This is a genomic window from Mesorhizobium sp. WSM4989, assembly GCF_029625795.1.
GTDB lineage: Bacteria > Pseudomonadota > Alphaproteobacteria > Rhizobiales > Rhizobiaceae > Mesorhizobium.
Genome location: NZ_JARTVN010000002.1, coordinates 1037788 through 1059751, shown reverse-complemented (window position 1 = coordinate 1059751; position 21964 = coordinate 1037788). Strand labels below are relative to the sequence as shown.

Below are 21964 nucleotides of genomic sequence, written 5' to 3'. Positions count from 1 at the left end.
TCCATGGCTGAACCCCCGCTGAAAGGCATCCGCGTCATCGAACTCGCTCGCATCCTGGCAGGCCCCTGGGCCGGGCAGTTGCTCGCCGATCTCGGCGCCGATGTCATCAAGGTGGAGAGCCCGCACGGCGGCGACGACACCCGCAAATGGGGCCCGCCCTTCGTCATGAGCCATGACGGCGAGAACCTTTCGGCGGCGTACTATCATTCCTGCAATCGCGGCAAGCGCTCGGTCGCCATCGATTTCTCCAAGCCCGAGGGCGCCGACACGCTCCGCCGTCTCGTCGCCACGGCCGACGTGCTGATCGAGAACTTCAAGCTCGGCGGTCTCAAGAAATACGGGCTCGACTATGAAAGCCTGAAGAGGATCAACCCGCGCCTCGTCTATTGCTCGATCACCGGCTTTGGCCAGGACGGGCCCTACGCGCCCCGCGCGGGTTACGATTTCATCATCCAGGCGATGGCCGGCATGATGTCGATCACCGGCGAGGTCGGCCGCGAGCCGCAGAAGGCGGGCGTCGCCATCTCCGACCTGTTCACTGGGCTTTATTCGGTGATCGCCATCCAGGCGGCGCTCCGCCACGCAGAAAGGACCGGTGAAGGCCAGCATATCGACATGGCGCTCTTCGACAGCCAGATCTCGGCGCTCGGCAACCAGAACCTCAACTATCTGGTCTCGGGCAAGTCGCCCGTGCAGATGGGCAACGCGCATATGAACATCGCGCCTTACGAGGTGCTGCCGGTCAAGGACGGCCATATCATCCTGGCGGTCGGCAATGACGGACAATTCACCAAGTTCTGCGCAGCGGTCGGCCTCACCGATCTGTCAGCCAATCCGGATTTCGCCACCAATCCGGCGCGCGTCGCCAATCGCGCAAAGCTGCGCGAACAGATCATCGAGACGCTGAGCACGTGGGATCGCGATCCGCTGCTGGCGAAGCTAGAGGCGGCCGGCGTGCCGGCAAGCCCGATCAACACGATCGGCCAGATGTTCGCCGACCCGCAGACGATCGCGCGCGGCATGCGGCTCGACCTGGACGACGGTCATGGCAATTTGCTGCCTACGGTACGTGCGCCGATGGTGATGTCCGGCACGCCGCTCGTCTATGAGCGCCCCTCGCCGCGTCTCGGCGAGCACACTGAGGAAATCCTTGCCGAACTGGAGAGATCAGCAAAATGAAGACCGGCGGACAATTGATCGTCGAGGCGCTCGAAGCGAACGGCACCGACCGCATCTTCTGCGTTCCAGGCGAATCCTATCTGGCGGTGCTCGACGCGCTGCATGACTCGCCGATCCGTACCATCGTCTGCCGTCAGGAAGGCGGAGCGGCGATGATGGCCGACTGCCAGGGGCGCCTGACCGGCAAGCCCGGCATATGCTTTGTCACGCGCGGCCCCGGCGCCACCAACGCTTCGGCCGGCATTCATATCGCCATGCAGGATTCGGTGCCGCTGATCCTGTTCATCGGCCAGGTCGCCAGTCACGCCAAGGAGCGCGAGGCTTTTCAGGAGGTCGACTACAAGCGCTTCTTCGGCGACATCGCCAAATGGGTGGTCGAGATCGAGGATGCCTCACGCATCCCGGAATTCGTCACCCGCGCCTTCGCGGTGGCGACGTCAGGCCGCCCTGGCCCAGTTGTCATCTCGCTGCCCGAGGACATGCTGACCAGCGAGGTCGAGGCCCCAACGGCGCTGGCTCATACGCTGGTCGAAACAAGCCCTGGTGAAGCCGAACTCGACCGGCTTGAGGCCCTGCTCAATGCCGCCAAACGGCCGATTGCCATCCTGGGCGGCACGCGCTGGGATATTCAAGCGGTTCAGGACATCACCCGTATCGCAGAGGCCTGGTCACTGCCGGTCGGCTGCTCCTTCCGCCGCCAGATGCTGTTCGACCACTTGCATCCGAACTATGCCGGCGATGTCGGCATCGGCATCAATCCGAAGCTGGCGGCAACGGTCAAGCAGGCAGACCTGGTGCTGCTCATCGGCGGCCGCATGGGCGAGATGCCGTCCTCGGACTATACGCTGTTGAAAAGCCCTTACCCGGACCAGATGCTGGTGCATGTCCACGCCGACGCCGGCGAGCTTGGCCGCGTCTATCGGCCGACCCTGGCGATCAACGCCTCCCCCGCCGCCTTCGTGCGAGCCTTCGCCAGACGCAAAGGTCCGGCCGCGCCCGGTTGGGCGGCGGAGACGGCAAAGCTGCATGCCGCCTATCTCGAATGGTCGACGCCGCCTCAGACCGGCCCCGGCGCTGTGCAGATGGGGCCGATCATGACCTATCTGGAAAAGGCGCTGCCGGAAGACGCCATCCTCACCAACGGCGCCGGCAACTACGCCACCTGGGTACATCGCTTCCACCGCTTCCGCCGCTTCGCCACGCAGGCGGCGCCGACTTCCGGCTCGATGGGCTACGGCACGCCGGCCGCGGTCGCGGCCAAGGCCCTATACCCGGATCGCGAGGTCATCGCTTTTGCCGGCGACGGCTGTTTTCTGATGAACGGGCAGGAGTTCGCGACCGCCGTGCAATACGACCTCCCGATCATCGTGGTGGTCGTCAACAACGGCATTTACGGCACGATCCGCATGCATCAGGAGCGGGAATATCCGAGCCGCGTCGTGGCGACCGACCTCAAGAACCCGGATTTCGCCGCCCTCGCCCGCGCCTATGGCGGCCATGGCGAGACCGTCGAAAGGACCGAAGACTTCGCTCCGGCCTTCGAGCGCGCACGCGCCAGCGGCAAGCCGGCGATCGTCGAGATCAGGCTCGATCCTGAAGCCATCACGCCGACCCGCACGCTGACACAGATACGCGACAAGTCCTGATCCGGCAGAACGAGGCGGTCGCCCCCCTCGTTGCTGCCAGGAAACTCCGCTACATCGATCCGCCTGCCTTCTCGATCTGGCCGCGGATCTCGCCGTCCGGATTCGCCTTGGTGTGGACGTTGACGTAGTACTTGCCGGCCTCGAGGTCGGCTGCCTGCGCGTCGGTCAGCGTCGCCGATCCCTTGATCGGGCTCTTGAGCTTCTTGAATGGGATCACCGGAGGTGCGTTTTCACCCGACGCGGCCGGGCCGTGAATGTGAGCAGCCGTCGCAGGTCCGCTGAGGCCGGAATATTTGACGTTCCAGCTGAGCTTCTTCTTGGCGGTGTCGAAGGTGAATGTGGCGGTTCCCTTGCCTTTGGTGGTGACGGGCGGGCTCTGCTGGCTACCGTCGAGCGTCGCATTGTACTTCACAGTTTCGGCCAAGGCCGAAGATGCGAGCAGCAAAGCAGTCGAGACAGCAAAGGCCGAAAGCATCGGCCATGATTGGATGCGCATTGGAGAACCTCCTTGGCTGGCGCGCATCCGCCCCGCCGCGGCTCCCCCGGCGCGCGGATGCCCCACTGCAACGGTTGGCAGGCCGCTTGTATCCCTGCACACGGATATTTTACCACAGCAAAGAAAAAGGGGCGGTCACCCGCCCCCGTTAAGTCTCGACTGGCGAGGTCGACCTTACTTGATCGCCTTGTCGGTTATCGCGGTCGTATAGGCGCCCGACGGCTCCTTCGCGATGATCTTCTGGTCGAGCAGCGCCTTGGCGGTGCGCTCATAGGTGGCCGGATCGAGCTTGCCGTCGGCATTGTCGATCAGCTTGGCGACTTCGCCCATCATGCGCTTCTGATGGTTCTCGTCCTGGCCGCCATTATCCATGACGATCTCGGCCGCCTCATCCGAATTGTCGACGGCGTATTTCCAGCCCTTCATCGAGGCGCGCACGAAGCGCACCATCTTGTCCTCGAAGGCCGGATCCTTCAGCTTGTTCTCCAGCGCGTAGAGGCCGTCCTCGAGCAGGTCGTTGCCCATGGCTGAATAGTTGAAGACGGTGAGCTGCTCCGGCTTGTAGCCGGCGTCGATCAGCTGCCAGTACTCGTTATAGGTCATGACCGAGATGCAGTCCGCCTGCTTCTGGATCAGCGGCTGCACGTCAAAGCTTTGCTTCAGCACGGTGACGCCGTCCTTGCCGCCGTCGGTCTTGAGGCCGAGCTTGTTCATCCATGCATAGAACGGGTACTCGTTGCCGAAGAACCAGACGCCGAGGGTGTGGCCCTTGAAGTCGGCTTCGGTCTTGATCGGGCCGTCCTTCGGGCAGACCAGCTCCATGCCGGCTTTCTTGAACGGCTGGGCAATGTTGACCAGCGGCACGCCTTTTTCACGGGCGGCCAACGCGCCGCCCATCCAGTCGACGATCACATCGGCGCCGCCGCCGGCGATCACCTGCTCGGGCGCGATATCCGGCCCGCCCGGCTTGATGTCGACGTCGAGCCCTTCGGCCTCGTAGAAGCCCTTGGCCTTGGCGACGTAGTAGCCGGCGAACTGGGCCTGCGTGACCCATTTCAGCTGCAGCGTCACCTTGTCGGCCGCCATCGCTTGGAAAGCGGCCAGCGACATCGCCCCGGCCAGAGCAGAAATTATCAGTCTTTTCATGTTTTTACCCTCTGAAGTTAGCCCAAACCCACCGCCCCTATCCACCACGGACAGAGGGATGCCAAAACGTGACGGCTCTCTCGACAAGAGCGACCACGCCATAAAAGACCGAACCCGCCAGTGCTGCAACTGCGATTTCGGCCCAGACCATGTCGATGTTCATCCGCCCGACTTCCGTCGAAATGCGGAATCCCATGCCGACCACGGGCGTGCCGAAGAACTCCGCGACGATGGCGCCGATCAGCGCCAGCGTCGAGTTGATCTTCAGCGCATTGAAGATGAACGGCATTGCCGCCGGCAGCCGCAGCTTCAGCAAGGTCGGCCAGTAGCCCGACGCATAGGTGCGCATTAAATCGCGCTCGATGTGGCCGGAGGCGGCAAGCCCCGCGACGGTGTTCACCAGCATCGGGAAGAAGGTCATGATGATCACGACCGCCGCCTTGGACGGCCAGTCGAAGCCGAACCACATCACCATGATCGGCGCGACGCCGATGATCGGCAGCGCCGACACCATGTTCCCGATCGGCAGCAGCCCGCGCCTGAGGAACGGCACACGGTCGGCAAGGATGGCGACGACGAAGCCGGCGAGATTGCCGACGATGTAGCCGATCAGCACCGCCTTGAAGATCGTCTGCCGCACGTCCGATCCCAGGATCGGCAGCGAGTTGGCAATGCGCGCGCCGATGGCGCTCGGCGGCGGCAAAAGGATGAAGGGAATGCCGGCGCCGCGCGTCACCGCTTCCCAGATGATCAGGATCCAGGCGCCGAAGATCGCCGGAATCATCAGCCGCAGCGCCGTTTTGGCCCCACTGGCTGCAGGCCGTAGCGAGGACAACAGCGCGACGCAACGCCAGGCAAGCAACCAGGCGGCTGCGAGAACCAGAAAGTACGGCGCCAGTGCCGTGCCCTCGAAGCCTCCAATGCCCTTGACCAGAAGCCACGCTGCGACATGGGCGCCGACGAACAAGACAACGGCTTCGACAAGTGGCGCGAGTCTCACCGTCGAAACCAGCGCCGCGATCAGCAGCAATCCGAGGATGAGACCTTTGGTGCCCATATATGGGTAGGCAACCGTCGCGGCAGGCTCGGCCAGCGCAGCCGCTTCCGGTGTCGACATCGCGCCGAGCGCGAAGGCGACGACGCAAAGAAGGATCGCCAGCACCGCTTGCCAGGATGGTTTGAGCCAGGTCATGCCGGCCTGCCGCCCATGGCGCGGTCGACGAGGCGGCCGGCGATGCCGACCACCATGACCAGAAGCGCGGCAACCACCGAGCCCGCGACCAGCGCCGACCAGATGTCGATCGTCTGGCTGTAGTAGGCGCCGGAAAGCAGCTTCGCGCCGAGGCCGGCGACAGCACCCGTCGGCAATTCGCCGACGATGGCGCCGACCAGGCTCGCCGCCACCGCCACCTTCATAGACGTGAACAGGAACGGCACCGAGGCCGGCACGCGCAGTTTCCAGAAGGTCTGCGAGGCGCTGGCATTATAGGTGTGCATCAGGTCGAGATGCATGAGCTCGGGCGAGCGCAATCCCTTCACCATGCCGACCGCAACCGGGAAGAACGACAGATAGGTCGAGATCAGCGCCTTCGGGATCAGCCCGGTGATGCCGATGGCCGCCAGCACCACGATGATCATCGGCGCCACCGCCAGGATCGGAATGGTCTGCGAGGCGATGATCCACGGCATAAGGCTGCGGTCGAGCGTCGTCACATGCACGATGCCGACGGCGATCACGATGCCGAGCGCCGTGCCGAAAGCAAAGCCGAGCAGCGTCGAGGACAGCGTCACCCAGGCATTGTAGACAAGGCTGCGGTTCGAGGTGATGCCGCGCAGAAAGGTGTTCTCGAAGAAGTTCACCGCCACCTGGTGCGGCGCCGGCAGCGTCGGCTTCGGCTGCGACCATGTCTTGCCGATGAATTCGACCGTGCCGGGGGTTTCGTTGGCTCTGGCGTCGAGATCGCGCTGGAACGGCGCATTGAGGATGACGGCGAAGACATACCAGAGCACCACCACGCCGGCGAGGATTGACGTGACCGGGATGATCTTGGAACGGAAGGAGTCCATTTAGCGGGCCTCCCCCCGGCGCAACGGCAGCACGCGGCGCTGCGCGTTTTTCGTCATCATAGGGCGGAGCAAGGAGCGAAGCGGCCCGCCGCGGACCCTAGGATCCATGCCGTTACTTCGACGCTCCGCTGTGGCGCAGAATGTGGCTCCCTGCGCCGCGCTCAGCTCGTCGGGTATTCTGAGCCGCTTACGGCCTTCGGTCGACGTCACGGCATGGATCCTAGGGTCTGCGCTCCGCTTCGCGTCGCTCCACCCTAGGATAACGAAATCACGGCGGTCGGCTCCCGCCACGCGCGCGGCTTCGCGCTTGCTCCGCCCCAGGATGTCGAAGCAGCGGGTGTCCGTCCGCTGGCAAGCACCCTCAATCATCATAGCTGTGCCCCGCCCTCAACCCGTCGCGCACGCGCGCGGCGATCGCCAGGAATTCCGGCGTCTCGCGGATGTCGAGCGGCCGCTTCCTGGGCAAGGTGGATTCGATCACGTCGGTGACGCGGCCCGGCCGCGGCGACATCACCACGATGCGGGTCGACAGATAGACCGCCTCGGGGATCGAGTGAGTGACAAAGCAGATCGTCTTGTTGGTCGAATCCCAGAGTTCGAGAAGCTGTTCGTTCAGATGATCGCGCACGATCTCGTCGAGCGCGCCGAACGGCTCGTCCATCAAAAGCAAATCGGCGTCGAAGGCGAGCGCGCGCGCGATCGAGGCGCGCTGCTGCATGCCGCCGGACAGCTGCCAGGGATACTTCTTCTCGAAGCCGGAGAGGTTGACGAGTTCGAGGGTTCGCTTGATGCGTTCCGCCTGCTCGGCCTGGCTGAGGCCAATGATTTCCAGCGGCAGCGCCACATTCCGCTCGATTGTGCGCCAAGGAAACAGCGCCGCCGCCTGGAAGACATAGCCGTAAGCCCGCTTCTCGCGCGCCTGCTCCGGCGAAATCCCATTGACGGAGATCGTTCCCGAGGTCGGCTTCTCCAGATCGGCGATGACGCGCAGCAAGGTTGTCTTGCCGCAGCCGGAGGGGCCGATGAAGGAGACGAACTCACCCTTGCCGATGGTGAGATCGACATTGGACAGCGCCTGCACCGGACCGTCATTGGTCTGGAAGGTGAGGCCGAGCTTGCTTGCCGAAACGACGGCTGGCGACTGTCCGCTCATCGGCAGAAACCTGTCTTTCGCAGCCGCTGCCGCGCCGGCCGGAATCCGGTTGATTTTACGATTGCCTTGCTTTCCACTCGTCCAGTCCCACTTGATCGACGCCCGGAGCCTTGCCGATGTCGCCTAAACCCACATGCCACCTTATTCGCCCTGAAAGCACTTATGAAGGCAAGCAAGGCTTGAGCTATTTCGCCGGTATAGCCGCCGAAACCGTCGGCTCCTCCGGCATTTGTATGCATCTTCTCACCATGCCGCCCGGCGCCCGCGCCAAGGCGCATATGCATGAGAACCACGAGACCGCGATCTATGTGCTCTCCGGCGAGGTCCACACCTGGTATGGCGACCGGCTCGAGCATCACGAAGTCGTCAAGGCCGGCGACCTGTTCTACATTCCGGCGGGCGTGCCGCATCTGCCCGCCAATCTGAGCGGAGCGCCCTCTTCGGCGGTCATCGCCCGCACCGATCCCAACGAGCAGGAAAGCGTGGTCCTGATGCCGGAACTGGATGCGTTGGTTGCCTGAGGTCGACGGGACCGCCGTCATTTGCACCGGGAGACTTCTCCCATCGCGTTGCCGTCCTTGTCGGCGATCACCAGTCTCTTGGCGTTCTTGGCGCTGCGCTTGATGATGAACTGGGCCGGCGTCTGCCCCTCCTCGCCTTCCGCCTCGCACTGCGCCGTCACCACAAGGGAGCCATTCGCCTGGGGTCTCTTGTCGGTAAAGGTGCAGGCGCTGGCGACCGTGACGAACGCCTCGCTGGTCAACAGCAGCATGTCCTCGGCATAGACCTCCTGGCCGTTCTTGTTGATGCAGCCGGATTTGTTGCCCCAGGGCTTGGAGAGATCGATGCCGGCGGCGAAAGCTTGGCCGGCGGCCAGCAGCACGGCTGCCCCGGTCAGAAGGTGAGTTGCGCGCACGCTCAAACTCCGGTCGCCGGAATGCCCGTGCGCTCCACCTTGCGCGGTGCGCTGATCTCCTTCCAGGTCGAAAGCGCGCGGTTGACAGCGGCGTTCGGTTCGCGCGCCACGAACTCCCCGTGCCCGACCTTGGCCTTGACGTCCGCTTCTTCGATCGACAGTTCGCCGCGCGAAAAGACGAAGCGCGGCAGCCCTGTCACCTCGAAACCCTCAAAGACGTTGTAGTCGATCACCGACTGCTGGTTCTTGGCCGTGATCGTCTTCTTGCGCTTCGGGTCCCAGACCACGATGTCGGCATCCGCGCCTTCGACGATCGCGCCCTTCTTCGGATACATGTTGAGGATCTTGGCGATGTTGGTCGAGGTCACCGCGACGAACTCGTTCATCGTCAGCCGACCGGTGTTGACGCCGGTCGTCCAAAGCACGGGCAAACGATCCTCGAGGCCGCCGGTGCCGTTCGGGATCTTGGTGAAGTCGCCGACGCCGTTGCGCTTCTGCTTGGTGGTGAAGGAGCAGTGGTCTGTCGCCACCACCTGCAGCGATCCGGCCTGCAGGCCCGCCCACAGCGAATCCTGGTGCCACTTGCTGCGGAAAGGCGGGCTCATCACGCGCCGCGCCGCATGGTCCCAGTCCTTGTTGAAATATTCGCTCTCGTCGAGCGTCAGGTGCTGGATCAGCGGCTCGCCATAGACGCGCATGCCCTTCTGGCGTGCCCGGCGGATGGCTTCATGGCTCTGCTCGCAGGAGACGTGCACGACATAGAGCGGCACGCCCGCCATGTCGGCTATCATGATGGCGCGGTTTGTCGCCTCGCCTTCCACTTCGGGCGGACGCGAATAGGCATGCCCCTCGGGGCCGTTATTGCCGGCGGCAAGCAGCTTCTGCGAGAGTGCCGCGACCACGTCGCCATTTTCGGCATGGACCAGCGGCAGCGCGCCGAGATCGGCGCAGCGCTGGAACGAGGAATACATCTCGTCGTCGTCGACCATCAGCGCGCCCTTGTAGGCCATGAAGTGCTTGAACGAGGTGATGCCCCTGTCGACGACGGTCGCCATCTCGTCGAAGACCTGCTTGCCCCACCAGGTGATCGCCATGTGGAAGGAATAGTCGCAGGCAGCTTTCGAGGTCTTGTTGTCCCACATCTGCAGCGCCTCCAGCAGCGACTGCTGCGGCGCCGGCAGGCAGAAATCGACGACCATGGTCGTGCCGCCCGAAAGCGCCGCGCGCGTGCCGGATTCGAAATCGTCGGCCGAATAGGTGCCCATGAAGGGCATTTCGAGATGGGTGTGCGGATCGATGCCGCCCGGCATGACATAGCAGCCGGTGGCGTCGAACTCGTGATCGCCATGCAGGTTCGAGCCGATGGCGATGATCTTGCCGTGCTGCATCAGCACGTCGGCTTTCCACGTGCGGTCGGCGGTGACGATGGTGCCGTTCTTGATGACTTTGGTCATAGCTGTTCCCCTGATCTTTTCACGCTTCTTTGCGAGCGGCTTTTTCGAGGTGATTTCTATTCGGTCATTCGACGATTCCCGCCGTCTCGACCACCGCGTGGAACAGCACATCGGCGCCTGCCGCCGCCCATTCCTTGGAGATGTCCTCGGCCTCGTTGTGGCTGAGCCCGCCGACACAGGGACACATGACCATGGTCGCCGGCGCGACCTTGGCCGCCCAGCAGGCGTCGTGGCCGGCGCCGGAGATGATGTTCATATGGCTGTAGCCCAGCTTCTCGGCGGCGGTGCGGACACGGCCGACCAGCGTCGGATCGAAGGTCACCGGATCGAAATGGCCGACCGCCTCGACGGCGCATTTCACGCCGAGCGGCTCGCAGATCTTCGGCGCCTCCTTCTCGATGCGCGCGCGCATGCCGTCGAGCTTCGCCTTATCGGGCGAGCGGATATCGACAGTGAAGATCACCGTGCCCGGCAGCACGTTGCGGGAGTTGGGCGAGAACTTCACCTGGCCTACACCGCCGACGGCGCCAGGCTGGTTCTCCATCGCGACCGTCTGCACCATCTCCAGGATGCGGCCCATGGCCAACCCCGCATTGACGCGCATGTTCATCGGGGTCGAGCCGGTATGCGCCTCCCTGCCGGTCAGCGTGAATTCCAGCCACCACAGGCCCTGGCAGTGGGTCACCACGCCGATCTGCTTGTTCTCGGCCTCGAGGATGGGCCCCTGCTCGATATGGTACTCGAAATAGGCGTGCATCTTACGCGCGCCGACCGTCTCGTCGCCGACCCAACCGATCCGCTTCAGCTCGTCGCCGAAGCTCAGGCCGTCGAGATCCTTGCGGGCATAGGCATAGTCCTGCGTGTGAACGCCTGCGAACACGCCGGAGGCGAGCATGGCCGGCGCGAAACGGGCTCCCTCCTCGTTCGTCCAGTTGGTGACGACGATCGGATGTTTGGTCTTGATGCCGAGATCGTTGAGCGAGCGCACGACCTCGAGGCCAGAGAGCACGCCGAGCACGCCGTCATATTTGCCGCCGGTGGGCTGGGTGTCGAGATGGGAACCGACATAGATCGGCAGCGCGTCCGGATCGGTGCCGGGCCGCGTCATGAACATGGTGCCCATCTGGTCCACGCCCATCGTGAGCCCGGCCTCGTCGCACCAAGACTTGAACAGTTCGCGGCCTTGCTTGTCGGAATCGGTCAGCGTCTGGCGATTGTTGCCCCCGGCGATGCCGGGGCCGATCTTCGCCATCTCCATGATGGAATCCCACAAACGGTCTGAATTGATTCGCAGATTCTCGCCGGGGGCGGCCATTCAAAGTCCTCTCATTTCAGGTCTCCGGTCGGGCGGCGGTTCCCGTCGCCGCCCGAGCGGTTTGAGCAGTTAGTCTACCGAGCGCAGAACATCGCGAACATGGTCGATCAGTTCGTTGATCTGGCCCTTGGTGATGATCAGCGGCGGCGACAGCGCGATGATGTCGCCGGTTGTGCGGATCAGCGCGCCGCGTTCGAACGCTTTGACGAAGGCCGAGAAGGCCCGCTTGGTCGGGCTACCGGCGATCGGCGCCAGCTCAATCGCGCCGATCAGGCCGATATTTCGGATGTCGATGACATGCGGCTCGCCCTTCAGCGAATGCAGCGCGTCTTCCCAGTAAGGCGCCAGCTCCTCGCCGCGGGTTAGCAGGCCTTCTTCCTTGTAAGTGTCCAAAGTGCCGAGAGCCGCGGCGCAGGCGATCGGATTGCCCGAATAGGTGTAGCCGTGGAAGAACTCGATCATGTGCTCCGGGCCGTTCATGAAGGCGTCGTGGATTTCCTTCTTCACGAAAACCGCGCCCATCGGGATGACGCCGTTGGAGACGCCCTTGGCCGTCGTCATGATATCCGGCGTGACGCCGAAATAATCGGCGGCGAATGGCGCGCCAAGACGGCCGAAGCCGGTGATCACTTCATCGAAGATCAACAATATGCCGTGCTTGGTGCAGATTTCTCGAAGCTTCTGCAGGTAGCCTTTCGGCGGCAGGATGACGCCGGTCGAGCCTGCGACCGGCTCGACGATGACCGCCGCGATGGTCGAGGCGTCATGCAGGGTGACGAGACGCTCCAGCTCGTTCGCCAATTCGGCGCCGTGCTCAGGCACGCCCTTCGAGAAGGCATTCTTCTCCGGCAGATGGGTGTGCGGCAGATGGTCGACGCCGCCGAGCAGCGTGCCGAACATCTTGCGGTTGGCGACGATGCCGCCGACCGAAATGCCGCCGAAATTGACGCCGTGATAGCCGCGCTCGCGGCCGATCAGCCGGGTGCGCGAGCCCTCGCCTCGGACACGGTGATAGGCGATCGCCATCTTCAACGCGGTCTCGACCGACTCCGAACCGGAATTGGTGAAGAACACATGGTCCATGCCCTTCGGCGCGATATCGACCAGGCGGTTCGCCAGTTCGAAGACGATCGGGTGGCCCATTTGGAAGGCCGGCGCATAGTCGAGTTCGGCGGCCTGCTGCTGAATGGCCTCGGTGATCTTCGGCCGGCAGTGGCCGGCGTTGACGCACCAGAGGCCTGCAGTGCCGTCGAGCACCTTGCGGCCATCGCTCGTCGTGTAGTGCATGTCCTTGGCGGACACGAACATGCGCGGCGCCTGCTTGAACTGCCGGTTTGCCGTGAACGGCATCCAGAATGCGCTGAGATCGTTCGGCGTGACTTTCAGCCGGTTGGACATGACCAAGATTTCCCCTTGTAACCTGTTTCTGTGCGCTAACGCTTGGTCTTCCCAAGGCTTGGTCTTCGTTGCGTTTTCGTGCTACGCAAAATTTTGACCGGTTGGACAAACGTTAGCACCGCCCTGTCGGCGGTCAAGGGACTACTAACGGAAATGCGGCATCGAAAGCGCGCTCCACGGCTCGGAGAAAAACTGGTCCAGAGAATTGGTCCAGAGTGCCCACACGGCAGCAGCCGGCAAGGATGACGGACAGGATGGAAGGCTCAGCTCCACGCCGCACCCGCATCCAGCAGGAAAAGCGCGAGCTCATCCTGGAAGCCGCACTGGAAGTCTTCTCCGCCAACGGTTTTCGCGGCTCGACCATCGACCAGATTGCCGAAGCCGCCGGCATGTCGAAGCCGAACCTTCTCTATTACTTCCGCCGCAAGGAGGACATTCACGAGACATTGATGCAGCGGCTGCTGGACACCTGGCTGGCGCCGCTCCGCGAGCTTGACGATATCGGCGATCCGATGACCGAGCTCAGAAGCTACATCCGCCGCAAGCTCGAAATGGCGCGCGATTTTCCACGCGAAAGCCGGCTCTTCGCCAACGAGATCCTGCAGGGCGCGCCGCGCATCATGCCGATGCTGGAGGGCGAGCTGAAAACGCTGGTCGAGGAGAAGGCCGCCGTCATCAAGGGCTGGATGCGCGCCGGCAAGATCGCCCGCACCGACCCCTGGCATCTGATCTTCTCGATCTGGGCTACGACGCAGCATTACGCCGATTTCGACGTCCAGGTGCGCGCCGTGCTCGGCCCCGACCGCGGCGGCGACGGCCGCTTCGAAGATGCTGCCCGGTTCCTGGAGCAACTGTTCCTCGATGGGCTGAAGCCGAAAGCTTAGGTCGGGCGAAGATCAGGCGCTGCGCCGCTCGGGGGGCTTCTCTTCCAGCAGCTTCTTGAGCTTGGCGATCGTATTCTGCTCGGGCAACGGCGTGTAGACGATCAGCCGCATGTCTGAGCCGTCGTCGATCGACAGGCTCATATGCTCGAAAGCCATCGGGCCGGCTGTGGGATGGCGGACATGTTTCACGCCCGTCAGCCTTCTCGCCACGTCCCGCCGCGGCCACCAATCACGGAACTCCGGGCTTGAGCGCATCATCAGCGCGATCAGCCGCTCGAAATCCGGATCGCCGACATATTTGGCGCTCTCCGCGCGAAACGAAGCGAGCACCATGCGGGCAAGCGCGTCCCAGTCGACCAGCAGCCGGCGGTGATGCGGGCTTGTGAACACCAGATGGACGATGTTGCGGGCATCGCCCTCCAGCAGGCCATAGTCGCCGAACAAGGCGACCGCCGCCGGATTCCAGGCGAGCACATCCCAACGCCGGCCAACCACATAAGCCGGCTGTAGGACGAGGCTCCCCAGCATGTGCAGCAGTGTGGCGTCGACCTTTTCAGACGTCGCCGTGCGCTGCTCCGGCTGCTGGCGGCCGGCAAGGATGAACAGATGCCGCTTCTCGACGGCGTCCAGGCGCAGCGCCTCGCAGAGCGCGGTCAGCACCTCGACCGAGGGCCGCACGTCCCGCCCCTGCTCCAGCCAGGTGTACCAGGTGGTGCCGACGCCGGCGATCATCGCCACTTCCTCGCGCCTCAGCCCGGGCGTACGCCGCCTGGCGCCGCTCGCAATCCCAATGTCGGCAGGCGAGAGCCGCTCCCGGCGCGAGCGCAGGAAAGCGCCGAGCTCGCGGCGGCGGCTGTCGTCAGGGGAATGGGGCACGGCATCCATGCAGCTATTATAGCAGTATCGATACCAGGATAAAAATTGAACTGTTTGGCCTGCGCGCCGCGCCCCATCTTGCGTTCAGAGCAGCATAAGGAGGCTCTGAACATGGAACTTAAGAATAAGACCGTTCTCGTCACCGGCTCGACCGACGGGGTTGGCCGCGTGGTCGCTGAAAGGCTCGGCGCTGCCGGCGCCCGCGTGCTGGTACATGGCCGCGACCAAACTCGCGCCAAGGCGACAGTCGCTGCCATCGAAGCCGAGGGCGGCAACGCCGAATTTCTGCTTGCGGATCTTTCGTCGCTCGCCGAAGTGCGCCGCCTTGCCGGCGCCGTGCGGGCAGGAACCGACCGGCTCGACATATTGATCAGCAATGCCGGCGTCGGCACGGGCGGCGAAGGCGCAAAAAGGCAAGTGAGCGCCGACGGCTACGAAATGCGCTTCGCCGTAAACTATCTCGCAGGCTTCCTGCTGTCGTCGGAGCTTTTGCCCTTGCTGAAGGCAAGCGCGCCGGCGCGCATCGTCAATGTCGCCTCCGCCGGCCAGCAGGCGATCGATTTCGACGATATCAATCTGGCCCGCGGCTATAGCGGCGTGCGCGCCTATTGCCAGAGCAAGCTGGCGCAGATCTTGTTCACCATCGATCTGGCCGAGCAGCTCGAAGGCAGCGGCGTCACCGTCAATGCACTCCATCCGGCAAGCTACATGGATACCACCATGGTCCGGCAGGCCGGCATCACACCGTGGAGCTCGGTCGAGACCGGCGCCGACGCGATCCTCAACTTGGCAATATCTCCGGCGCTCGAAGGGCGCAGCGGCCTCTATTTCGATGGCCAGCGGGAAGCGCGCGCCGATGCCCAGGCCTATGACGAAAAAGCCCGCAGCCGGTTGCGGGCGCTCAGCCTCGAACTGACCGGACAATCTTCCGCGACATCCAAGGAACAGCATTCATGAGCATCGAACATTGCGTCATCATCGGCGGCTCGTCTGGCATTGGCCTTGCCACAGCCAAACGGCTGCTCAGCCCCGCGATGAAGGTGACGATCACCGGCCGCAGCGAGGACAAGCTGAACAACGCCTGGAAGAGCCTCGGCGGCACCGTCGGCAAGGCCGCTTTCGACGCGACCAAGCCGGACGCGGTCCGGCACTTCTTCGATGGTCTCGGCCCATTCGATCATCTCGTTCTCGCCGCAAGCGGCGGCAAGGGCCTTGGGCCGTTCGCGACCCTCGACCTTGCCGACATCGGCGGCGGCGTCGACGAGAAGATCAAGCCGCAGCTAGGCTGCTTGCAAGCGGCCCTGCCGACCTTGAACAAAGCCGGATCGGTCACTTTCATTTCGGCCGTCTCGGCGCAGATCGCAGCACCCGGCATTGCCGGCATCGGCGCCATCAACGGCATGCTTTTGACCGTAGTCCCGATCCTGGCCGTTGAACTGAAGCCGCTGCGCGTCAACGTCGTGGCCCCCGGCGTCATCGATACGCCCTGGTGGGATTTTCTATCGGGCGAAGAGCGGCAGGCGGTCTTTGCCGAGTACGCCGGAAAGACGGCGGTCGGCCGTATCGGCCGCGCCGAGGACGTCGCCGACGCGATCGCCTTCCTGGTGTCCAACGGTTTCATGACCGGCCAGGTGCTGACCTGCGACGGCGGCCTGCGCTTCGCCGCCTGAATAGATCAATTGGAAATGAGGCCGGGCAGGAAGGCCAGCACCATCAGCCCGGCGACGACCGCATACCAGACAACCAGGTGGACTGCCTTCATCAGCGGGCGGCCCACTTCCCGCGCCCGCTTCGGGTGGAGAGGGTCATAAATCACTTCGACCGCTGCGCCGACGTTCCCGGTCGTTCTGTTGACCGGCAGGTGCGAGTAGAAACGCCAGGTCTTGCCCAGTCGGTCGGCGAATTCGATGATCGGCGTGTCCGGCCGTCGCTCGACTTGTCGATGCCGATCACCTTGCCGGTGGCAAAGGCGCCGCGTCGCCTGAGCATGATGTCGCCATAGGTCTGTATGGCGACGACCGCCAGGAAGAAGACGCCGCACAGAAAGCACCATATCTGAATGTCGCTCGGATGCTGGCCGAAGGCTCCCGCGACTGCACGGAACGGAGCCAGCGCCTGGTGAAAGGCATCCGAAACGCGTGCCCAGAATGCAGTCCAGCTCTGCTCCATGAACGCTCCGACGGGCGAACCTGTTTTTTGCCAATACAGGACAATCGCGACAAACCGATTAACGCGGCGCCATCGATTGCGCGGAATCCGAGTGCGGTTGTCAGGCATAGTGCGCGACCCGCGCCAGGAACCCGCGGCCAGGGCGACATTGCCGACGAAGCCGTTGATGCGTGAGGCGCGATCCGGACCCTGATGTCCAGAAATGGTGAAACATCGGCCGTCGCGACGATCAGGAACAGGATCAGGCTTGCCGCCGCCAGCGCGGTGAACAAGACGCCGATCACCTGCCGTCCGGCGCGACCTGCAGGACATGCCCAGCCACAATGCCGGCCCTGCCTGGCACGCCGCGTGCCGCCATCATCGGGATGAATAGGTCTTGTGCTGGACGTTGCGCAGGCCGGCAATGACGAAGGCGTCGCCGAGCAGCAGGCGTGCGGCAAACAGAATCTCGTTCTGAAAATTCTCAAACATGTCATTGATCTCACAAATGAAAGCCGCGCGGCACCGTCTTCGGATCCGCGCGGCTTTGGATGGTCAGGCAGCCTTGGCGGCTGGCATCGGATGGATGGCTTGGAACGAAACGCAGAGCCGGTTCCACGTGTTGATCATGCCGATCACTACTGTCAGCTTGACCAGCTCTTCCTCGGAGAACTGCTCCAGCGTCCTGGCGTAGAGATCGTCCGGAACGCCGTTGTCGGAGATGTTCGTCACCTTCTCGGTCCAGGCGAGCGCGGCGCGCTCGCGCTCGGAAAACAGCGGCGACTCCTTCCAGGCGGCGACCAAATAAAGCCGCTGCTCCGTTTCGCCATCTCGCCTTGCCTCGCGGCTGTGCATCTCGACACAATAGGAACAGCCATTGATCTGCGAAGCCCTGAGCTTGACCAGGTGCATCAGGCTTTCTTCCAGCCCGCACTCCTCGACGGCCTTGTTGAGCGCCATCACCGCCTTCATGATTTCAGGCGCCTTGGCGAAGAACTGCAGCCTCTGTTTCATTCTCTTACCTTTCACGCTTTGCTTGGTTGTTTAACTTTCTGCGCCCGCTGATGGCGTTCGACGAAGGCGCAGCTTGCGGCGACGGTGCGGGGATCGGCGTCGTTCATGAAATCGGCGACGATGTCGGAGAGCTTTGCATCGGCAAGCGCGGCGCGATAAGCGCGCTCGGCCCTCAGCATCGCGGCATTGATGCCGCACGGTTTGACATAGGCCGACGCGTCGAGCTTGACCGGGCCGCGCTGGCGGATCTCGCCGCAGCGGAAGGCAGGCTCCCTGCCCTCGACCGCAAGCACGATGTCGAGCAGCGTGATCCGCTCGGCCGGCCGCGCCAGCCTGTAGCCGCCTGCCGGCCCCGGCACGGATTCCAGGATGCGCGCCGTTGTCAGCTGATTGAGATGCTTCAAGAGATAGCTCGGCGACAGGCCGAACGCCTCGGCCATGGCCGCGCCCGACATGGTGCTGTTGCCGTCGACGCCGGCAAGCATGGCGGCGCAGTGGATCGCCGCTTCGACGCCCTCTCCCAGCTTCACGATCTTTGGCTCCAATTCATGGATAGTACCTATCATGGATAATTCTTATCTGCAATATAGGTAACGAAAAACGGCACCCGAAGGCGCCGCATTTCTTTCAAAAGTGTTCCCTACTCCGCGGCCACCTTGGCCATCGGATTGTTCGGATGCGTCGTCCAGTTGGCGTAGACCGGCGACACCGGTATGCCCGTGCGCTGATCCAGCACGCCGGCGGCCAGCGGTTCCATGGTGATGCAGCCCTCGACCGGGCAGACATTGACGCAAAGATTGCACCCGACGCATTCGGCCTCGATCACCTCGAAATGCCTGACGCCGTCGACCATGCTGGTGATCGCCTGATGCGAGGTGTCCTCGCAGGCGATGTGGCAGCGCCCGCATTTGATGCACGCGTCCTGGTCGATATGCGCCTTAGCGACATAGTTGAGGTTGAGATACTGCCAGTCCGTGACATTGGGTGTGGCGCGGCCGATGATGTCGGACAGCGAGGCGTGGCCCTTCTCGTCCATCCAGTTCTCCAGCCCCGCGATCATCTCCTGCACGATTTTGAAGCCGTATGTCATTGCCGCGGTGCAGACCTGCACGTTGCCGGCGCCGAGTGCCATGAATTCGGCAGCATCCCGCCAGGTTGTGATGCCGCCGATGCCCGAAATTGGCAGGCCGTGCGTTTCCGGATCGCGCGCGATCTCGGCCACCATGTTCATCGCGATCGGCTTCACCGCCGGGCCGCAATAGCCGCCATGCGAGCCCTTGCCATCGATGGTCGGCTGCGGCGCGAAACTGTCGAGGTCAACCCCGGTGATCGAGTTGATGGTGTTGATCAGCGACACCGCGTCGGTGCCGCCGGCTTTGGCGGCGCGCGCCGGCTTGCGGATGTCGGTGATGTTCGGCGTCAGCTTGGTGATGACCGGCATGCGCGTGTACTGCTTGCACCAGCGCACCACCATCTCGATATATTCCGGCACCTGGCCCACCGCCGAGCCCATGCCGCGTTCGCTCATGCCGTGCGGGCAGCCGAAATTGAGCTCGATGCCGTCGGCGCCGGTCTCCTCGACCAGCGGCAGGATCGCCTTCCAGCTTTCCTCCTCGCAAGGCACCATGATCGAGGCGACCAGCGCCCGATCCGGCCAGTTCATCTTCACCTGCTTCATCTCGCGCAGATTGGTCTGCAGGTCGCGGTCGGTGATCAGCTCGATATTGTTCAGGCCGAGCAGCCGGCGGTCGGCGCCCCAGATCGCGCCGTAGCGCGGGCCGTTGACGTTGACGACCGGCGGGCCCTCTTCGCCAAGCGTCTTCCAGACCACGCCGCCCCAGCCGGCTTTGAAGGCGCGTTCGACATTATAGGCCTTGTCGGTCGGCGGCGCCGAAGCCAGCCAGAACGGATTTGGCGACTTGATGCCGACGAAGGTGTTGCGGATGTCTGCCATGCTCATGCCCTCCCGTTAGAGGTCAGTGCCCGGTGGATGGATTCGGCGGCGTCGCGGCCTTGCGCCACGGCCGAGACCGTCAGGTCGTCGCCGCCGAAGATGCAGTCGCCGCCCGCCCAGACTTTCGCCAGCGAGGTGCGGCCCTCGGCATCGACCCTGATGCGGCCGCCATCGAGCTCGATGGAGGCAACGCTGCCGTTGAGATGAGCCGGCACAAAGCTCTGGCCAATCGCCTTGAACACCTGGTCGGCGTTGAGCCTCAGCATTTCGCCGGTACCGGCGAGCTTGTCGCCATTCATGGCTGTGTATTCGAGCTCGATCGCCGACACTTTGCCGTTCTCGGCGATGACGCGCTTCGGCTGCAGCCAGTGGCGGATCGTGACGCCGTTCGCGGCGGCCAGATCCTGCTCGAAGCCGGAGGCATTCATATGCTCCTGGCCGCGCCGGTAGCAGATCGTCACCTCCTCGGCGCCGAGCAGCTTCGACTGCACCGCGGCGTCGATCGCCGTCATGCCGCCGCCGATGACGACGACGCGGCGGCCGACCGGCAGGCTGGAAAGGTCGCTTGCCTGCCTGAGTTCGGCGATGAACTCGACTGCGTTGGCGACGCCATCCGTATCCTCGCCTTCGGCGCGCAGCGCATTGACGCCGCCGAGCCCGAGGCCAAGGAACACCGCATCGTAGTTGCGGATCAGGTCGGAAAGCTGGAAGTCCCGTCCGAGCGCTTTGCCGTTCTGGATGTCGATGCCGCCGATCGCGGTGACGTAGTCGACCTCGGCCTGAGCGAAATCGTCGACGCTCTTGTAAGCCGCGATGCCGTATTCATTGAGGCCGCCAGCCTTCGGCCGCGCTTCGAGGATCGTCACATCGTGGCCGTGGCGGGCCAAGCGATGCGCCGCCGCCAGGCCCGCTGGCCCGGCGCCGACCACGGCGACCGTTTTTCCGGTCGGTTCGGCGCGCTTGTAGAACTGCTTGCCCTCATCCATCGCGACATCGGTCGCATAGCGCTGCAGCCGGCCGATCTGCACCGGCTTGCCCTCCGCGACCTCGCGCACGCAGACCTCTTCGCACAGGGTCTCCGTCGGGCAGACTCGGGCGCACATGCCGCCAAGAATGTTCTGGTCGAAAATGGTCTTGGCCGAGCCCAGCGGATTGCCGGTCGCGATCTGCCGGATGAACAACGGGATATCGATCGAGGTCGGGCATGCATTCATGCACGGCGCATCGTAGCAGAAATAGCAGCGATCGGACTCGACCAGCGCCTCGTGGTGATCGAGCGGCGGGTGCAGGTCGGAAAAATTATCGGCGTATTGCTCCGCAGACAGCCGGCCGCCGGCTATGCCTTCGATGAAATGACCAGTCGCCATTCCAGTTCCCCTTGTTTGTTTTGAGGAAGGCTAGCACGTTTTATTTTTTTATCAATTGGTCAATTTTCGGCCAAGCTGCTGTATTGCTTGGACAAAACATGATAGTCGTACTCATATTATCGCCACGCCGATGTCTGTCGGTTCAGCGCTTTCAATCCTGGAGGGATGGATCGACCTGATCTCGTCTGCCACGAGTTCCTGCAGGCGCCACAGATTGCGGTCATGGATGCCGAATGTTTCGAGGTGGCTGACGGTGTAGTAAAGATATTCGGCGCCGGAACCTACATGGCTGCATGCGTGTGCCAGTGTCTTCGCCACCCTTTCGAGCGGCTGCCTGAGCGACGTGCCCCTACCCGTCACCCCGATCCAGAAGCCCAGCGCTTCGCAGCGATCCTTGCGCCGTGCGTACCGGAACCCACCGGACCGAGCTGACGCTTTCATGATCGTCGATTTCTCGCCGCAGCAATCTCTCGATCTGGGCGGGCTTCTCGCCGTCCGGCAGACGATAGATGACGCCGTCACAACGGCCGCCGCGCTCGAGCATCATCAACCCCGGCTGCGCGGCGCTGCCTCGCCAGCGCACCATGTCGAGGCAGAAGGAGCGATGCCAGCCATAGGCGGAGGCGCGGCGTTGCTCGATGGATTCCAACGCCGGCTTCCAGATCAGCGAGCCATAAGCGAACACCCAGAGCGGCCCCTCGTCGGCCTGGTCTGACAGGCGCGAGGCGAGCGCGCGGAAATCGTCGTCGTTAAGCTGGGTCCAGTCCCCGCTCGGACCAGGGTCGAGCTCCTCGCGATGGCACAAAGCCACTCTCGGGCGTAAGCGACATTCACGCATGGAAGACAGCCCCTCGTTGCCCGCAGCAAAGGCTAAAACCCCGGGCCATGCAAGATCACGGTTCCTATGGCGCTTCGCGCAGAACGGATAGGCCGACGCGCTTCAAGCTCCGA

Annotated in this window: 22 protein-coding genes and 1 pseudogene; 6 read left to right on the top strand and 17 right to left on the bottom strand. The window is 63.6% G+C overall.

Annotated features, from left to right (window positions below; genetic code table 11):
- The first annotated feature begins 3 nt into the window (after nucleotides 1–3).
- Together P9217_RS17795 and P9217_RS17790 are read left to right on the top strand one after the other, a co-directional pair.
- On the top strand, nucleotides 4–1179 hold the full coding sequence (locus P9217_RS17795; protein WP_278087387.1) for a CaiB/BaiF CoA-transferase family protein: 1176 nt from the start codon (nucleotides 4–6) through the stop codon (nucleotides 1177–1179).
- Nucleotides 1176–2825 carry a thiamine pyrophosphate-binding protein gene (locus P9217_RS17790; RefSeq protein WP_278087386.1) on the top strand — a complete coding sequence of 550 codons (1650 nt, stop codon included), beginning with the start codon at nucleotides 1176–1178 and terminating at the stop codon, nucleotides 2823–2825. Before P9217_RS17795 ends, P9217_RS17790 begins: the two co-directional genes overlap by 4 nt.
- A gap of 49 nt (nucleotides 2826–2874) precedes the next feature.
- On the opposite strand, the gene P9217_RS17785 is transcribed toward P9217_RS17790, so the two are convergent.
- From P9217_RS17785 to P9217_RS17765, 5 genes are all read right to left on the bottom strand, one after another.
- Complete coding sequence (locus tag P9217_RS17785; RefSeq protein ID WP_127243160.1) at nucleotides 2875–3321, bottom strand: CHRD domain-containing protein; 447 nt, start codon at nucleotides 3319–3321, stop codon at nucleotides 2875–2877.
- Nucleotides 3322–3495: 174 nt separating this feature from the next.
- Complete coding sequence (locus tag P9217_RS17780; RefSeq protein WP_128370511.1) at nucleotides 3496–4467, bottom strand: ABC transporter substrate-binding protein; 972 nt, start codon at nucleotides 4465–4467, stop codon at nucleotides 3496–3498.
- Between the two features lie 37 nt (nucleotides 4468–4504).
- Entirely contained in the window at nucleotides 4505–5659 is a 1155-nt protein-coding gene (locus P9217_RS17775; RefSeq protein WP_278087385.1) for an ABC transporter permease, read from the bottom strand.
- Nucleotides 5656–6534, bottom strand: a complete 879-nt coding sequence (locus P9217_RS17770) for an ABC transporter permease (RefSeq protein WP_278087384.1) — start codon at nucleotides 6532–6534, stop codon at nucleotides 5656–5658. Before P9217_RS17770 ends, P9217_RS17775 begins: the two co-directional genes overlap by 4 nt.
- A gap of 361 nt (nucleotides 6535–6895) precedes the next feature.
- Entirely contained in the window at nucleotides 6896–7687 is a 792-nt protein-coding gene (locus P9217_RS17765) for an ABC transporter ATP-binding protein (protein WP_066990627.1), read from the bottom strand.
- A gap of 110 nt (nucleotides 7688–7797) precedes the next feature.
- Between P9217_RS17765 and P9217_RS17760 the strand changes: the two genes are divergently transcribed.
- Entirely contained in the window at nucleotides 7798–8208 is a 411-nt protein-coding gene (locus P9217_RS17760) for a cupin domain-containing protein (RefSeq protein ID WP_170950346.1), read from the top strand.
- A gap of 17 nt (nucleotides 8209–8225) precedes the next feature.
- On the opposite strand, the gene P9217_RS17755 is transcribed toward P9217_RS17760, so the two are convergent.
- The 4 genes from P9217_RS17755 to P9217_RS17740 form a co-directional block, all read right to left on the bottom strand.
- Nucleotides 8226–8603, bottom strand: coding sequence for a hypothetical protein (locus P9217_RS17755; RefSeq protein ID WP_067328965.1), 378 nt, complete (start codon nucleotides 8601–8603; stop codon nucleotides 8226–8228).
- Between the two features lie 2 nt (nucleotides 8604–8605).
- Nucleotides 8606–10057: a dihydropyrimidinase gene (gene hydA, locus P9217_RS17750; protein ID WP_067328963.1), complete on the bottom strand. Its 1452-nt coding sequence runs from the start codon at nucleotides 10055–10057 to the stop codon at nucleotides 8606–8608.
- A gap of 64 nt (nucleotides 10058–10121) precedes the next feature.
- Nucleotides 10122–11372, bottom strand: a complete 1251-nt coding sequence (locus tag P9217_RS17745) for a Zn-dependent hydrolase (RefSeq protein WP_278087383.1) — start codon at nucleotides 11370–11372, stop codon at nucleotides 10122–10124.
- Between the two features lie 69 nt (nucleotides 11373–11441).
- A complete protein-coding gene (locus P9217_RS17740) occupies nucleotides 11442–12770 on the bottom strand; it encodes an aspartate aminotransferase family protein (protein WP_278087382.1) in 1329 nt (442 codons plus the stop codon).
- Between the two features lie 254 nt (nucleotides 12771–13024).
- On the opposite strand from P9217_RS17740, the gene P9217_RS17735 reads away from it, so the two are divergent.
- Nucleotides 13025–13654 carry a TetR family transcriptional regulator C-terminal domain-containing protein gene (locus P9217_RS17735; RefSeq protein WP_095812645.1) on the top strand — a complete coding sequence of 210 codons (630 nt, stop codon included), beginning with the start codon at nucleotides 13025–13027 and terminating at the stop codon, nucleotides 13652–13654.
- 12 nt (nucleotides 13655–13666) lie between these two features.
- On the opposite strand, the gene P9217_RS17730 is transcribed toward P9217_RS17735, so the two are convergent.
- Nucleotides 13667–14539, bottom strand: a complete 873-nt coding sequence (locus P9217_RS17730) for a helix-turn-helix transcriptional regulator (protein WP_278087381.1) — start codon at nucleotides 14537–14539, stop codon at nucleotides 13667–13669.
- Between the two features lie 102 nt (nucleotides 14540–14641).
- Here P9217_RS17730 and P9217_RS17725 point away from each other — a divergent pair, with 102 nt between their 5' ends.
- Together P9217_RS17725 and P9217_RS17720 are read left to right on the top strand one after the other, a co-directional pair.
- Complete coding sequence (locus P9217_RS17725) at nucleotides 14642–15487, top strand: SDR family NAD(P)-dependent oxidoreductase (RefSeq protein WP_127324034.1); 846 nt, start codon at nucleotides 14642–14644, stop codon at nucleotides 15485–15487.
- Nucleotides 15484–16200 (top strand): SDR family oxidoreductase, encoded by a 717-nt coding sequence (locus tag P9217_RS17720; protein ID WP_067328956.1) that lies wholly within the window; start codon nucleotides 15484–15486, stop codon nucleotides 16198–16200. Before P9217_RS17725 ends, P9217_RS17720 begins: the two co-directional genes overlap by 4 nt.
- A gap of 5 nt (nucleotides 16201–16205) precedes the next feature.
- Here the strand turns inward: P9217_RS17720 and P9217_RS17715 are convergent, their stop codons facing one another.
- The 7 genes and pseudogenes from P9217_RS17715 to P9217_RS17685 all read right to left on the bottom strand — a co-directional run bounded on the left by P9217_RS17715 (nucleotide 16206) and on the right by P9217_RS17685 (nucleotide 21851).
- Nucleotides 16206–16346 (bottom strand): hypothetical protein, encoded by a 141-nt coding sequence (locus P9217_RS17715; protein ID WP_278087380.1) that lies wholly within the window; start codon nucleotides 16344–16346, stop codon nucleotides 16206–16208.
- The gene (locus P9217_RS17710) at nucleotides 16343–16807 is read right to left on the bottom strand and encodes a hypothetical protein (RefSeq protein ID WP_278088299.1); all 465 of its coding nucleotides are present in this window, start codon (nucleotides 16805–16807) and stop codon (nucleotides 16343–16345) included. Before P9217_RS17710 ends, P9217_RS17715 begins: the two co-directional genes overlap by 4 nt.
- A 426-nt stretch (nucleotides 16808–17233) precedes the next feature.
- Nucleotides 17234–17692 carry a carboxymuconolactone decarboxylase family protein gene (locus P9217_RS17705; protein ID WP_278057309.1) on the bottom strand — a complete coding sequence of 153 codons (459 nt, stop codon included), beginning with the start codon at nucleotides 17690–17692 and terminating at the stop codon, nucleotides 17234–17236.
- An 11-nt stretch (nucleotides 17693–17703) separates the two neighbouring features.
- Complete coding sequence (locus P9217_RS17700) at nucleotides 17704–18222, bottom strand: Rrf2 family transcriptional regulator (protein ID WP_127325849.1); 519 nt, start codon at nucleotides 18220–18222, stop codon at nucleotides 17704–17706.
- Between the two features lie 110 nt (nucleotides 18223–18332).
- Nucleotides 18333–19646: an NAD-dependent dihydropyrimidine dehydrogenase subunit PreA gene (gene preA, locus P9217_RS17695; protein WP_067329150.1), complete on the bottom strand. Its 1314-nt coding sequence runs from the start codon at nucleotides 19644–19646 to the stop codon at nucleotides 18333–18335.
- 2 nt (nucleotides 19647–19648) lie between these two features.
- On the bottom strand, nucleotides 19649–21013 hold the full coding sequence (locus tag P9217_RS17690; protein ID WP_278087378.1) for an NAD(P)-dependent oxidoreductase: 1365 nt from the start codon (nucleotides 21011–21013) through the stop codon (nucleotides 19649–19651).
- A gap of 111 nt (nucleotides 21014–21124) precedes the next feature.
- Nucleotides 21125–21851: pseudogene (locus tag P9217_RS17685) on the bottom strand (gamma-glutamylcyclotransferase).
- Nucleotides 21852–21964 lie beyond the last annotated feature (113 nt).

What these genes read in the sequence shown, in the direction of transcription:
- P9217_RS17795 (WP_278087387.1), top strand. Translation starts at nt 4, where the DNA reads ATGGCTGAACCCCCGCTGAAAGGCATCCGCGTCATCGAACTCGCTCGC.
- P9217_RS17790 (WP_278087386.1), top strand. Translation starts at nt 1,176, where the DNA reads ATGAAGACCGGCGGACAATTGATCGTCGAGGCGCTCGAAGCGAACGGC.
- P9217_RS17785 (WP_127243160.1), bottom strand. Translation starts at nt 3,321, where the DNA reads ATGCGCATCCAATCATGGCCGATGCTTTCGGCCTTTGCTGTCTCGACT.
- P9217_RS17780 (WP_128370511.1), bottom strand. Translation starts at nt 4,467, where the DNA reads ATGAAAAGACTGATAATTTCTGCTCTGGCCGGGGCGATGTCGCTGGCC.
- P9217_RS17775 (WP_278087385.1), bottom strand. Translation starts at nt 5,659, where the DNA reads ATGACCTGGCTCAAACCATCCTGGCAAGCGGTGCTGGCGATCCTTCTT.
- P9217_RS17770 (WP_278087384.1), bottom strand. Translation starts at nt 6,534, where the DNA reads ATGGACTCCTTCCGTTCCAAGATCATCCCGGTCACGTCAATCCTCGCC.
- P9217_RS17765 (WP_066990627.1), bottom strand. Translation starts at nt 7,687, where the DNA reads ATGAGCGGACAGTCGCCAGCCGTCGTTTCGGCAAGCAAGCTCGGCCTC.
- hydA (WP_067328963.1), bottom strand. Translation starts at nt 10,057, where the DNA reads ATGACCAAAGTCATCAAGAACGGCACCATCGTCACCGCCGACCGCACG.
- P9217_RS17745 (WP_278087383.1), bottom strand. Translation starts at nt 11,372, where the DNA reads ATGGCCGCCCCCGGCGAGAATCTGCGAATCAATTCAGACCGTTTGTGG.
- P9217_RS17740 (WP_278087382.1), bottom strand. Translation starts at nt 12,770, where the DNA reads ATGTCCAACCGGCTGAAAGTCACGCCGAACGATCTCAGCGCATTCTGG.
- P9217_RS17735 (WP_095812645.1), top strand. Translation starts at nt 13,025, where the DNA reads ATGGAAGGCTCAGCTCCACGCCGCACCCGCATCCAGCAGGAAAAGCGC.
- P9217_RS17730 (WP_278087381.1), bottom strand. Translation starts at nt 14,539, where the DNA reads ATGGATGCCGTGCCCCATTCCCCTGACGACAGCCGCCGCCGCGAGCTC.
- P9217_RS17725 (WP_127324034.1), top strand. Translation starts at nt 14,642, where the DNA reads ATGGAACTTAAGAATAAGACCGTTCTCGTCACCGGCTCGACCGACGGG.
- P9217_RS17720 (WP_067328956.1), top strand. Translation starts at nt 15,484, where the DNA reads ATGAGCATCGAACATTGCGTCATCATCGGCGGCTCGTCTGGCATTGGC.
- P9217_RS17710 (WP_278088299.1), bottom strand. Translation starts at nt 16,807, where the DNA reads ATGCCTGACAACCGCACTCGGATTCCGCGCAATCGATGGCGCCGCGTT.
- P9217_RS17705 (WP_278057309.1), bottom strand. Translation starts at nt 17,692, where the DNA reads ATGAAACAGAGGCTGCAGTTCTTCGCCAAGGCGCCTGAAATCATGAAG.
- preA (WP_067329150.1), bottom strand. Translation starts at nt 19,646, where the DNA reads ATGGCAGACATCCGCAACACCTTCGTCGGCATCAAGTCGCCAAATCCG.
- P9217_RS17690 (WP_278087378.1), bottom strand. Translation starts at nt 21,013, where the DNA reads ATGGCGACTGGTCATTTCATCGAAGGCATAGCCGGCGGCCGGCTGTCT.